This window comes from Myxococcus sp. CA040A, assembly GCF_013336725.1.
GTDB classification, from domain to species: Bacteria; Myxococcota; Myxococcia; order Myxococcales; family Myxococcaceae; genus Myxococcus; species Myxococcus llanfairpwllgwyngyllgogerychwyrndrobwllllantysiliogogogochensis.
On sequence record NZ_JABUMR010000007.1, the window covers coordinates 124,534 to 137,256 of the forward strand.

9 protein-coding genes are annotated in these 12,723 nt (G+C 70.0%); 4 read left to right on the forward strand and 5 right to left on the reverse strand.

Going from position 1 to position 12,723, the window contains the following annotated elements; all coding sequences use genetic code 11:
* Nucleotides 1-19: 19 nt before the first annotated feature.
* From HUA75_RS30600 to HUA75_RS30610, 3 genes are all read left to right on the forward strand, one after another.
* Nucleotides 20-1,720: a hypothetical protein gene (locus HUA75_RS30600; RefSeq protein ID WP_174488399.1), complete on the forward strand. Its 1,701-nt coding sequence runs from the start codon at nucleotides 20-22 to the stop codon at nucleotides 1,718-1,720.
* A 131-nt stretch (nucleotides 1,721-1,851) separates the two neighbouring features.
* On the forward strand, nucleotides 1,852-2,175 hold the full coding sequence (locus HUA75_RS30605) for a c-type cytochrome (RefSeq protein WP_141641767.1): 324 nt from the start codon (nucleotides 1,852-1,854) through the stop codon (nucleotides 2,173-2,175).
* 66 nt (nucleotides 2,176-2,241) lie between these two features.
* Nucleotides 2,242-2,571 (forward strand): hypothetical protein, encoded by a 330-nt coding sequence (locus HUA75_RS30610; protein WP_141641766.1) that lies wholly within the window; start codon nucleotides 2,242-2,244, stop codon nucleotides 2,569-2,571.
* Between the two features lie 21 nt (nucleotides 2,572-2,592).
* Here HUA75_RS30610 and HUA75_RS30615 read toward each other — a convergent pair whose 3' ends face one another.
* A complete protein-coding gene (locus tag HUA75_RS30615; RefSeq protein ID WP_246137071.1) occupies nucleotides 2,593-4,065 on the reverse strand; it encodes a PAS domain-containing sensor histidine kinase in 1,473 nt (490 codons plus the stop codon).
* Nucleotides 4,066-4,303: 238 nt separating this feature from the next.
* On the opposite strand from HUA75_RS30615, the gene mfd reads away from it, so the two are divergent.
* Nucleotides 4,304-7,897 carry a transcription-repair coupling factor gene (gene mfd, locus HUA75_RS30620; RefSeq protein ID WP_174477313.1) on the forward strand — a complete coding sequence of 1,198 codons (3,594 nt, stop codon included), beginning with the start codon at nucleotides 4,304-4,306 and terminating at the stop codon, nucleotides 7,895-7,897.
* A gap of 74 nt (nucleotides 7,898-7,971) precedes the next feature.
* Here the strand turns inward: mfd and HUA75_RS30625 are convergent, their stop codons facing one another.
* From HUA75_RS30625 to hutF, 4 genes are all read right to left on the reverse strand, one after another.
* The gene (locus HUA75_RS30625) at nucleotides 7,972-8,871 is read right to left on the reverse strand and encodes a DUF2167 domain-containing protein (protein ID WP_174488401.1); all 900 of its coding nucleotides are present in this window, start codon (nucleotides 8,869-8,871) and stop codon (nucleotides 7,972-7,974) included.
* Nucleotides 8,872-9,046: 175 nt separating this feature from the next.
* Complete coding sequence (locus tag HUA75_RS30630) at nucleotides 9,047-9,652, reverse strand: flavodoxin family protein (protein WP_174488402.1); 606 nt, start codon at nucleotides 9,650-9,652, stop codon at nucleotides 9,047-9,049.
* A 450-nt stretch (nucleotides 9,653-10,102) separates the two neighbouring features.
* On the reverse strand, nucleotides 10,103-11,239 hold the full coding sequence (gene argE, locus HUA75_RS30635) for an acetylornithine deacetylase (protein ID WP_174488403.1): 1,137 nt from the start codon (nucleotides 11,237-11,239) through the stop codon (nucleotides 10,103-10,105).
* Nucleotides 11,240-11,323: 84 nt separating this feature from the next.
* Nucleotides 11,324-12,706, reverse strand: a complete 1,383-nt coding sequence (gene hutF, locus HUA75_RS30640; protein ID WP_174488404.1) for a formimidoylglutamate deiminase — start codon at nucleotides 12,704-12,706, stop codon at nucleotides 11,324-11,326.
* Nucleotides 12,707-12,723 lie beyond the last annotated feature (17 nt).

Genomic DNA, 12,723 nt, shown 5'->3' on the forward strand with positions numbered 1-12,723 from the left:
CCTCGGGGAGCACCACGCCGTGAGTCTGGCGTCAGGGCCGGCCACCGACTCGCAGCCCCTTTCGGAGTCCTCGGCGCCCGGCCCCACCGGGAAGTCCGTCGTGGCCTCCCGGGGCGCGCCTCGCGCGGTCTGGGCCGCCCTGGCGGCGCTGTATGTGTTGTTGTTTCCGTACCACCCGAAGCTGCGCTCACCCAATGAGCTGTGTCGGCTCTGGCAGAGCATCGCGCTGGTGGAGCACGGCACGCTCGACATCAACCAGGTGCTGCGCGACCGGGGCTACGTGGGCGACCTGTCCGTGAAGGATGGGAAGTACTACCCCAGCAAGGCGCCGCTGCTCTCGTTCGCCGCCGCGCCGGTGTACGCCGCGCTGCGCGCGGCCTCGGGTCCGGAGCCGGTGCCCGAGGTCCCCCTCGTCTTCTTCTCGCGCCTGTGGCTCACCGTGCTGCCCACGCTGGGCCTGCTGTGGCTGGTGCGGCGCTACCTGCGCGCCACCCTGACGGCGCCCGTCGCCGACGCCCTCACCGTGACGTACGGACTGGGCTCGCTGGCGTTCAGCTACTCCCTGTTGTTCATGAGCCACCAGACGACGGCGGTGCTGCTCTTCGCCGGCTTCTATGCGCTGTGGCGCTGCGCGCGCGGGGAGTGGCGCGAGCGGGGCTATGTCCTCGCGGGGGCGTGCGCGGGAGCCACCGTGGCGGCCGAGTACACCGGCGCCCTGGGGGTGCTCGGGCTGGTGCTGTACGCCGCGCTCACCTTCCTCTTCCGCGACGTCCCGGCCCGCGAGCGCTTGCGGGGCCTGGGCCGCGCCGCCGGGCTCGCCACGCTGGGCGCGCTGCCCTTCGTGCTCGCGCTGATGGCGTACCACCAGGCCACCTTCGGACATCCGCTGACGAGCGGGTACAAGTACCTCAACGACTCCGGCTACCAGCCGTGGCACCTGGGCGGCTTCCTGGGCATCCGCACGCCGGACCCGCGCGCCTTCACCCTGTCGCTCGTCTCTCCGCTGCGGGGGCTGTTCACGCTCGCCCCCTTCCTGCTGCTGGCCGTGCCCGGCCTTTCGCGGCTGCGTTTCCGCCGCGGCGCCGACGTCTCCGCCGAGCAGCGCGCCCTGGCGTGGATGACGGCGGCGCTCCTCGCGGGCTACCTCTACTTCACGTCCTCCTTCTCCTATGACTCCTGGGGCTGGACGACGGGGCCGCGCCACCTCACCGGCCTGGTGCCCTTCCTCCTGCTGCCCGCGGGCCTGTGGCTGGAGCGCCTGCGCGAGCGTCAAAGCCTCACCGCCCTGGGCGCGGGCGCCATGCTGTGCGGAGCCGCCATCCTCACCACGGGGCTGGCCACCTTCGTCAATTACATCCCAGACGACGTCTCCAACGCCCTGGGAGGTCTGACGTTGCCGCTGCTGCACGCCGGCTTCTTCCCGCCCTCCGTGCTGTCCTTCCTCGGTGTGCCCCAATCCATCGCGGGCGTGCTGCTGCTCGTCCTCCTGGTGGGCGTGACGGGTTGGGTCCTCGCCACCCTCGCCACGCCCCCCGGGCGGCGCTGGCCTGCCCTGCCCTCCGTGGCCGCGGGTCTCGCGACGCTGCTGCTGGTGGCCACCCTGCATTACCAGACCACCGAACATGACGACGCGGACCGCAATGCCGTGCGGTTCCTGGAGTCCGTGTGGCTCGCGCCTCCCCAGGGCCACGTGTCGTTCTGGCCCCGTCCGCCTCACTGAGACGCCTGAGTAGCCGGAGGCGCGTCCAACTCGTGGGCGGGTTCCATGACGACGACCTCCTCGCCGCCAGCGGCACTCCCCGGGCACGACGTTCCGTGCCACAGTTGTCTCCTCCCAAGGAGGCAGTGACGATGATGAAGCGGGTTGCCCTGGTGATGAGCCTCTGTCTGGCCCCGAGCGTCTACGCGGAGGATGAAGTCGCGGACGTGTGGAAGGCCAAGTGCAAGTCGTGTCACGGCGACGACGGCAAGGCGCAGACCAAGATGGGCAAGAAGGAGTCCATCGTCGACATGAGCCAGGTTGCCTGGCAGGCGGCCGAGTCGGACGCGGACATCCGTCAGGCGATTGCCGACGGCTCCCCTCGCAACACGAAGATGAAGGCCTTCAAGGACAAGCTCACCGCCGCGCAGATTGACGCGCTGGTGGGATACATCCGCACCATGAAGGCGAAGTAGGGCCCCGCGGCTCGCTGAATATCCCTCCGGGGTGCGCGTCAGCCGGACAGAGAAACGGAGCCGACCATGAAGACCCTCTCCACCGCCCTCGTGTTCTGCCTGTCCATGGCCGGTCTGTTCGCCTCGGTTCGCGCCGATGCCCTGACCTCCCCGCGAATCGAGCCGGGAGTGTCCCGGCCCGAGCCCCTCTCGCTGCGTCCTGGCGACGGCAAGGGAGGTGGAGACGGGGATGACAAGGGCGGCGACGACAAGGGTGGCGACGACGAGGAGGACGAGGAGGACTACCGCTCCCGCTACGCCGGTGTCTCCGGAGCCGCGGCGCTGGAGCTGGTGGACCCCGGTGTCCTCAACGACTTGATGCGCCTGCGCGCCGCGGCCCGGTACGGCCGCTACTGAGCAGGCAGGCGCGCCCTCGGCTCAGGCCCAGCGCGTCTGGGTCTCGTCCTGGGCCTGGACCACGCGGGGCAGCGTCACCGAGAAACACGTCCCGGCCTCCAGTGAGGACGCGACATCCACCCACCCGCCGTGGGCCGTGACGATTTGCGAGACGATGTAGAGCCCCAGGCCCAGCCCGTGACGGTGGGGCCGGGGCATGCCCGGCTCGGGCGTGGCGCGGTGGAAGGGCGCGAACAGGCGCGGGCGCAGCGAGTCCGGAATGGGCGGCCCGAGGTTGTGGACCTCCACGCGCTGGAAGAGCGGGTCGCTCGCCGCCAGCCGCACACGCACCGAAGTGCCACTGGGGCTGTGTTGCAGCGCGTTGCCGACCAGGTTGGAGAGCACCTGTCCCAGCCGCTCCTCGTCCCAGACGCCGCGCGACTCGCCATCCACCTCCAGGTCCACCTGATGCTGGGGATGGGCCGGCTCCAGCTCGGAGATGATGCGACGGCACACCGACTCCATGCACACCTCGCGCGGGCGCAGGGGGATGCCTCCCGCCATGCGCGCGCGGGTGAAGTCGAGCAACTGTTTCACCAGCCGCGCCATGCGCTCGGCGCTCCCGTCGATGCGCTGCGCCACGCGCCGCGCCTCCGGCGTCAGCGTCGCCTGGGCCAGCAGGGCCGCGGCGGACAGCCGCACCGCCGCCAGCGGGTTGCCCAAATCGTGCCCCAGCACGCCGATGAAGCGCTCCTGGAAGCGCGCCTCCTCGTCCCGCTCCAGCTCCTGGCGGCGGCGCGCGGTGACATCCCGGCTGATGCCGAACAGGCCGTAGACGGTGCTGTCGCCCCGACGGAGCACGCCCTTGGTCGTCTGCCAGATGCGGTCGCTTCCCGGCCCGCCCTCTGAGTCCTCGTAGGTGGCGGTGACGCCGGACTCCATCACCGCGCGGTCATGCGCCAGCGTGGGCCCGGCGACGTCCGCGCCCAGCAGCTCCAGGTCCGTGCGCCCGAGGATGTCCTGCGGCGCCCGATTGAACGCCCGCGCGGTGGCGGGGTTGATGAGCACGTAGCGCGCATCCACGTCCTTCACGTAGATGGCGTCGGTGGCGCTCTCGATGACGGCGTGCAGCAGGTCATGGTCCCTGCGCAGCGTCTCCTCGGCGGCCATCCGCTCCGTCAGGTCCTCCAGGAAGACGACAACGCCGTCCTCCCAGGGCGACACTCGCGCCAGCAGCCAGACGAGCCCCACGGAGGACTGGCGGGAGACACGCACCACCTCCGGCTCGCGGCGCACCGCCACTCGGACACACGCGGCGAACAGGCCACATTCGCCCACCCACGGCGCTTCCTCGAGAAGGCGCTGGCGCACGAGCGGACGCTCATCGCGCCCCAGCCAGCGCTCCGCGTGGACATTCGCGGAGACGCACTCGAAGTCCAGGATGCCGTGCCCAGCGGAGCGGACGCTGCGCAGCACCATCACTGCTTCGGAGGGGGGTGCGCCCGCCCCGCTCATCAACCTGTTGCTCCAACGGCCGGATTGCATGGCTGGCGTGTGGCACCCCCCAGCGATGCCTTGCAGGAGAGTAGTTCCTGCCCCGGGCATGCGGCCAACCCACCCCAGGTACGGCTGATTCGTGGCGGACACAGCATTCGTGGCCGCGTCGGCTCCGACACACGACACGCAATGCGCTCTGTCGTTGACCTGTCAGGGGCATGCCCCTAATTACCCTGCGGCCCTCAGGGGTCCACTCATGGACACTCCTTTCACACAGAGGCGGGATGACGAGGCGGCGCAGCCTGGCGGCGTGCCGCTCGTGGCGGGTGACACCTTCGCCCGGTTGCTGGCGGAGCTGCGCCCGGGACACCGCGCGCGGACGCAGGGACTGAAGGGCTCCGCCCGGGGCCACGTGCTGGCTCGCCTGCACCGTGAAGCACGCGCGCCGCTCGTCTGCGTGGCGGCGGACGAGGAAGCAGCCGATGCCCTGGCCGCCGACCTCGCCTTCTTCCTGGGTGGCACCGGCACGCTGCTGCGGCCGAGCGTGCTGCGCCTGCCCGCCGACGAGGTGCTGCCCTACGACGAGCTGTCCCCGGAGGCGATCGCCGTCACCGAGCGGCTGGGCGCTTTGTTTCACTTGTCGCAAGGCACGCGCTTCCCGGTGCTGGTGCTGTCCCTGCGCGCGCTGCACCGCCGCGTGCTGCGCCCGGACGTCATGGCCGCGCTCACGGACCGGGTGGTGGTGGGCCAGGAGTACGACCGGGACGCGCTGGCGCGGAAGCTCTCCCGGATGGGCTACCAGAACAGCCCGATGGTGGAGGACGTGGGGACGTTCTCCGTGCGCGGCGGTCTGCTGGACGTCTTCAGCCCGCTCTACGACAAGCCGGTGCGCCTGGAGTTCTTCGGGGACACCATCGACTCCATCCGCGCCTTCGACCCGGAGTCGCAGCGCACGGTGGACGCGCTGAAGGAAGTGGACCTGGTGCCCGCGCGGGAGCTGCTGCTCACCGAGGACACCCGCCCGCGCGCCGAGGCCGCCGCCCGCGAGGTGGCCGAGCACATCAACCTGCCCACCATCCAGCTGCGCGAGCGGCTGGACGCGCTGCGAGAGGGGATGCCCGGCTTCGGACTCGAGGGCCTGCTGCCCGCGCTGTTCGAGGGCGGACTGGCCACGGTGTTCGACTTCCTGCGCACGTGGAGCCCGGAGGCGCCGGTCTTCTACCTGGACGACCCGCTGGAGCTGGGGCGCGCCGCGGACGCGCTGTGGGACGAGTTGGAGCGCACCTTCGTCGCGGCCGAGGAGCGCAAGGACCTGGTGCGCCCGCCGGCCGAGCACTTCCTCTCGCGTGAGGCCGTCGCCGAGCTGCTGGGCGGCTATCGCGTCGTCGAGGGTGGAGGTCTGTCACTCACGCAGTCCGAGAAGCCGCCGGTGCTCTTCCAGTTCGGCGGCACGCAGGACCTGCGGGAGGCGATTCTCGCGCACCATGGCGAGGAGGGCGCGCTCTCCCCGCTGGTGGACCGGCTCCAGCGCTGGCGGGACTCGGGCGTCGCGTGCGCGGTGGCGTGCGGCACGCTGAGCCAGGCGGACCGGCTCAAGCGGCTCTTGCTGGACCGCGACGTCATGGTGAAGGTGCACACCGAGCCCATGACGGACGCGTCGGTGCTGTACGAGCCGTCGGTGTGGGCGCACCTCTTCACGGGCGAGGTGAGCCAGGGTTTCGTGGACGGCTCGGGCGGGCTGGCCGTGCTGTCGGACGAGGAGATTTTCGGCGTCCGCGCGCGTCGGCGCGTCAAGCGCGGCAAGAAGCTGGATGCCTTCGCCGCGGGCTTCAAGGACCTGAAGGAAGGCGACCTCATCGTCCACACCGACTTCGGCATCGGCCGCTACTCGGGCCTGACGAAGATGCAGGTGAACGGCGTGCCCGGGGACTTCCTCGTCCTGGAGTACGCGGGCCGGGACAAAATCTACCTGCCGGTGGGCCGCATGCGGCTCATCCAGAAGTTCACCGGCGGCAACCCGGACACCATCCAGCTCGACAAGCTGGGGACGACGAGCTGGGAGAAGACGAAGAAGCGCGTCAAGGAACAGCTCCTCAAGATGGCGGCGGAGCTGCTGCAAATCGCCGCCTCGCGCCGCGCCCACCCGGGCCACTCCTTCAGCGCGCCGGACCGCTACTTCGCCCAGTTCGAGGCGGACTTCGAGTTCGAGGAGACGCCGGACCAGGCCAAGGCGATTGAGGACGTGCTGGCGGACATGCAGAAGCCGGAGCCGATGGACCGGCTCGTCTGCGGCGACGTGGGCTACGGCAAGACGGAGGTCGCCATGCGCGCGGCCTTCAAGGCGACACTGGACCGCAAGCAGGTGGCGGTGCTGGTGCCCACCACGGTGCTGGCGCAGCAGCACTTCCTCTCCTTCAGGAAGCGCTTCAACGACTACCCCGTCACGGTGGAAGTCATCTCCGGACTGAAGAAGCCGCCAGAGGTGCGGGACATCCTCAAGCGCGCCAAGGAGGGCAAGGTCGACATCCTCATCGGCACGCACAAACTCCTCGGCGGCGAGGTGGCCTTCAAGGACCTGGGGCTGATGATTGTCGACGAGGAGCAGCGCTTCGGCGTGAAGCAGAAGGAGTCGCTGAAGAAGTGGCGCTCCCAGATTGACGTGCTGACGCTGACGGCGACGCCCATTCCCCGCACGCTGCACATGAGCATGTCGGGTGTGCGCGACATGAGCATCATCGCCACGCCGCCTCAGGACAGGCGCGCCATCCGCACCTTCGTCATGAAGTACGACGCCATGGTGGTGAAGGAGGCGATTGAGCGGGAGGTCGCTCGCGGCGGGCAGGTCTTCTTCGTGCACAACCGCGTGGAGTCCCTGCCGTCCATGGAGCAGCAGCTGCGCGAGCTGGTGCCACAGCTGTCCGTCGGCGTGGCGCACGGACAGATGGGTGAGGGGCAGCTCGAGAAGGTGATGTTGGAGTTCACCGAGCGCAAGCACCAGGTGCTCCTGTGCACCGCCATCATCGAGAGCGGCATCGACATCTCCAGCGCCAACACGATGATTGTGAACCGGGCGGACCAGTTCGGCCTCGCGCAGCTCTACCAGCTCCGAGGCCGCGTGGGCCGCTCCAAGGAGCGCGCGTATGCGTACCTGCTGGTGCCCACGCGTCGGGCGGTGACGCGGGACGCGCAGCGGCGGCTGGAGGTGCTCCAGAACTTCACCGAGCTGGGCGCGGGCTTCTCCATCGCCAGCCATGATTTGGAGATTCGCGGCGCGGGCAACCTGCTGGGCGAGAAGCAGTCCGGCGCCATCGCCGAGATTGGCTTCGACATGTACGCGCAGCTCCTGGAGGAGGCCGTCGCGGAGCTCCAGGGCCAGCCGCCCAAGGTGCAAATCGAGCCGGACGTCACGCTGCCCATGCCCGCGCTCATCCCGGACGACTACGTCAGCGACGTGCACCAGCGGCTCGTCTTCTACAAGCGCTTCAGTCAGGCCGGCCACCCCGACGAGGTGACGGACCTGCGCGCGGAGCTGGTGGACCGCTACGGCGAGGCGCCGGACGAGGTGGACCACCTGTCCGAGCTGACGCTGCTGAAAATCGACATGCGCGATTTGCGACTGAGGGGCCTGGAGGTCGGCACCCAGCGGTTGGTGGTGACGCTGGGCGCGGACGCGCTCCTGGACGGGCCGAAGGTCGCCGGGCTGGTGCAGCGCTCGAAGGGCTACTACCGCCTCACGCCGGACATGAAGCTCATCGCCCGCGTGGCGCAGGGCCTCCAGGGACATGACCTCATCGCCGAGGCACGCAAGGTGCTGAGGGACCTGGACCACTGCTCGCTGCCCCGGAGCTGAGCCGTCCCGAAACGAGAAGAGGCCCGGGACCGCGGGGTCCCGAGCCTCTGTCTCGCACTCCACCGAGCTGATGATTACGGCGTGCCGTCGTTGCCGCCACGCTTGAACAGCTTGCCCAGCGCGACGACGAGCAGCGCGAGGCCAGCGAAGATGACCTTCTTGCCGGCCACCAGCACCGCGATCAGCCCCTTGAAGAGCCCCGCCTTCGCGGCCACCTTGCCGGCGACCAGACCCGCGACACCGTACGCGGCCACGCGGCCGGTGCTCGGGTCGAAGTCCTCGTAGCGGTGGCCGGGCTGGAAGTGGGTGAAGGCCAGCACCTGCTGCATGTCCTTCTCCACCTGGGGCAGCGCCACCATGCTGGCGACGGCGTTGAGCACCAGCACGCCCTCCTTGCCCAGCACGCGGACGTTGTAGTTCAGCGTGTGCTCCTTCGAGTCACCGAAGCCCAGCTCCTGCGCCCAGTACAGCTTGCGCGTGCTCGCGTCGTAGCGCGGAGTCGCGGCCCAACCCACCAGCTCCACCGCCCCGTAGCCCGCCTTGACGCGCTCGGCGTTCTCATCGCGGGTGTTCCCCTGCATTTCCTCGAGCAGGTCCGCGTAGTCGATGCCCGCCGCGTCCTCATCCTCCACGTGGCCATCGTCGTCGTACTGGATGACGACGCCCCAGCCCTCGGGCGAATCCACGCTCACGTCCGACGGAATCACCATGCCCAGCGTCTTGGAGCCGGGCGGGTTGCCCCAGACCTCCACGAGCACCTTCTCCGCTTCCTCGGGCGAGAGGTAGCCGAAGCTCTCCGGCACCACCATCTTCGCCAGGCCGCCTCCCAGCACGACCTCACCGGTCTGCGGGTGCAGCTCGGGAAGCGCCGGGGCCTCCACCTCCTCCGAGTCACCCGCCTGCTCGGGCACCTGGGCCCACGCGCTCACCGCCACCAGCGACATCACCGCGAACAACCACCTGCCACGCTGCATGTGACTCCCCCTCCAGGGAATTCAGACACGGATGGCCGGAGGGACGTGACACGTCAGAATCACTGACGACACAGCGTGCGGCACAATGCGCTCGCAGGCCCCCCGGGTCCGAAGGCGCGGCAACCTAGCGGCGCACGGGAGCACGCGTCAATTCAGTGCCCCGCACTCCCAAAGTTCAGGCAGCTTCGACTTTCGCGACAGTCACGGGACGCCGGAGAAACTCACAAGCGTTGGCCATGGCGCGAGGGTCCTGGAGCACCTCTCCGGGCTGATTGCCATGGCCGATGAGGGCGCCTCTCCACCCCATCTCCATGTAATCCGCGCTGAGCTGGAGGCTCATGAGCAGCGGCTGCGCCACGCCGTCATCCTCGTCGGAGGAGTGGGTCGTCACGAGCGACAGCACCTTGCCGCGCATGCGCTCGCGGAAGCGCAGCTCTGGCAGCCGGAACCACCAGGACCAGTGCTCCAGGTAGGACTGCGCGCTGGCGGGGAGGCTGTACCAGTACACGGGGGCGACGATGACCAGTTCGTCGGCGGCGAGGGTCCGCTCGGCGAGCGCCAGCATCTCCGGGCTCGCGGGCCGTGACGCGTAGCCGCCGGGGGCATGGCGCAGGTCTCGAAAAGCCTCGTGCTGGTAGGCGTCCAGCCGGAGCCAGTCCGTCACCGTGCCGGAAGGCAGCGACTCCGCGGCCTTTCGGGCGAGCTGCTCTGCGTTGCCGTTCTCACGGGCACTGGCGAGCAGGAAGAGGACGTTGCGCGGCGTCGCGGCGGAGGAACTCATGTCGTCGGTCCAGAAAGAGGCCGGAGAGAAAGCACGGAGTGTGCACCGGCGGCGTCTTCATAACGCCGGGAACTTCGCGACGCACGAGACGTGCGCGCTTCATTCAGGTGCCTCTGTCCCCGCCCATGCGCTCCGGCGATGAAAAACACGAGCGGCGCCCAACAATGGGAGCCTCGCGACGCACGAGGCGCGCGCCCTTCCTCCAGGTGCCTCTGTCCCCGCCCATGCGCTCCGGCGACGACAAACACGAGCAGTGCCCACGTGGGTGAACCCACCAACGATGTGAGCCTCGCGACGCACGAAGCGCGCGCCCTCAGGTTCCTCTGCCGCCGCCAACGTGCTCCGGCGACGACTTCATGCGAGCGCCACTCACGTGGGTGACCTCACACCGGTGACTTCCGGCCTGGAGAACCGGGCGGCGCACTCCGACGAGCGCCGCCCCGGCCTGCCTCACTGCTCGCCGCAGAAGTGTGCGACGGCGCGCGACAGCACGGCCTCGCAGCGCACCAGGTCCTCGGTGGGCACGTACTCGCCCGTCTGATGCGCCACGCGGATGTCGCCGGGGCCGAACACCACGGCCTCCGCGCCCAGCTCCGTCATCTGCGGAGCCTCCGTGCCGAATGGCACCGTGGTGGACGCGTTGCCACTGGCCTCCGCGAGAAAGCGCACCACCTCCGCGTCCGCGCGCGTATTCACACCCCGGTCCGTGCGCAGCACGCGGATGTGGGCCTCGTAGGCGGGCTCGTCGCGCACCAGCTCCTGGCGGATGGACTCCAGCAGCTCGGCCACCCGCTGCACCGGCTGTCCCGGAATGGGCCTCCACTCCACCGTGAAGCGGCACGAGCCCGGCAGGATGTTCTTCGCCTTGCCCCCCTGGATGACGCCCACGTTCACCGTGGTGAAGGGCGGCTGGAAGCCCTCGTCCAGCTCCTCGCGCAGCACCGTCGTGGCGAGCTGCTCCAGCCGGCTCAGGAAGCGTCCCGCGCGGAAGATGGCGGACGCGCCCGTATCCGGATACGCGCTGTGGCCCTCCTTGCCGAGCACCTCCACCTCCGCCAGGCAATAGCCCTTGTTGGCGCGCACCGGCGTGAGCTTCGTGGGCTCTCCGACGATGGCATGGCGCGCGCGGCCCAGGCCGGCCGCCACCAGCTTCTTGGCGCCCACCAGCCCCACTTCCTCGTCGGCGGTAAGCACCACCATCAGCGGGGCCTGAAGCTTCGTGGCTCGCTCCGCGGCATGCAGCGCACAGGCGATGAAGCCCTTCGTGTCGCAGGCGCCGCGCGCGTAGAGCTTGCCTTCCTTCTCCGTCAGCTTCAGCGCATCCGTCCACGCCGCATCAAACGGCACGCAGTCGGAGTGCCCCACCAGCGCGAGCGCCGCACGTCCGGAGCCGCCCTTCACGGCGACCAGGTTCACCTTCTCCACGCCCGCGTCGTCGGTGTACCGCTGACGCTCGGCGCTGAAGCCCGCCTTCTCCAGGCGCGCCTGCGCATAGTCGATGAGCGGGGCATTGGGTCGCGCGGACGTGGTGTCCATCGCCACCAACTCCGTCAGGGTGGCCCGCAGCGCGGGCAGCGTGTCGCTCATGAAGACAACCTCCGGTGGCCGCGTCATGCCACCCCCTGGCGTCTGGCGCCAGCCCCCGGAGGGACTCCTGTCTCCCACGCCCCGTCAGGGGTACAGCGTGCGCGCGAGCGCCTGGAAGGCGCGTCCACTCTCCTCCGCGAGCGGATGCCGGCCATCCCTCACCACCAGCCGTCCGGCCACCGCCACCTCGCGCACCGCCGCCTTGTCAGCACCCAGGACAATGGAAGCCAGCAACGATGAAGGCCCCGCGCCCACCAGCGACGGGTGCCCCACGTCCACCGTGAAGAAGTCCGCGAGCGCGCCCGCCTCCAGCGTCCCCGTGGACAGGCCCAGACTGCGCGCCCCCTCCACCGTGGCCATGCCCAACAGCCGCGCCGCCAGGCCCGACACCTCCCCGCCTCCCGGGTCCAGCACCGCGCGCCGCAGCCTCGCGAGCCGCAGGTGGCCTTCGAGCTGACGCGCCTCGTCCAGCAAGTCCACCAGCGCCTGACTGTCCGAGCCCAGGCTGATGCTCGCACCCGCCTTCACCAGCGCATCCGCTGGAACGATGCCATCACCCAGGTTGCGCTCCGTGGAAGGACACGCGCACACCGTCGCCCGGGCGGTGCCCAGCATGGCCACCTCCTCGTCCGTCAGGTGCACGCCATGCACGGCGGTGAAGCCCGCGCTCAACAGCCCCAGGTCCGACAGCAGCTCCACCGGCCGTCGCCCATGCTCGGCGAGGCACGCCTCGATTTCCTTCGGCTGCTCCGCCACATGCATGTGTACGGGGAAACCAGACGCCTTCGAGACGGCGGCCAGCCAGTCCTTCGTCACCGCTCGCACGCTGTGCGGCGCCAGCCCCACGCTGACCGCCGCGTCGCCCCGCACCTCGCGAGCCAGCGACTCCGCCGACGCGAGGAAGGTGTCCACGTCCGGGTCGATGAAGCGACGCTGCCGCGGATTCGCCGCGACCTGGTAGCCCGCGCGCGCATACCCCACGCGCAACAGACAGATGCGCAGCCCCGCGTCCCGCGCGGCCCGGATGACCGCATGGGCCAGCGTGTTCCGGTCCGCGTATGGCGTGCCGTCCTGTTGGTGATGGATGTAGTGGAACTCGCCCACGGTGGTGATGCCCGCCAGCGCCATCTCCACGAAGACCTGCCGCGAGGCCACGTACACGTCCTCGGGGCCCAGGGCCTCGGCGGCGCGATACATGGCCTCTCGCCAGCTCCAGAAGTCATCCGCCTCGCGTCCGGAGACGACGTACTCCGTGCGTCCGCGAATCAGGCGCTGGAAGGCATGGGAGTGGCCGTTGACCAGCCCCGGCAGCAGCGCGCGGCCCGGGAGCCGTACGACGCTCGCCCCGGCGGGCACGGACGACGCCTCGACGACGCGGCCCCCGGCACCCACGGCCAGGGCACGTCCCTCGATGAGCCGGCCTCCCACGTACAGGAAGTCCGGCTGGTAGACAGTGATGTCGCTCACCCCGACAGCGTATGCCA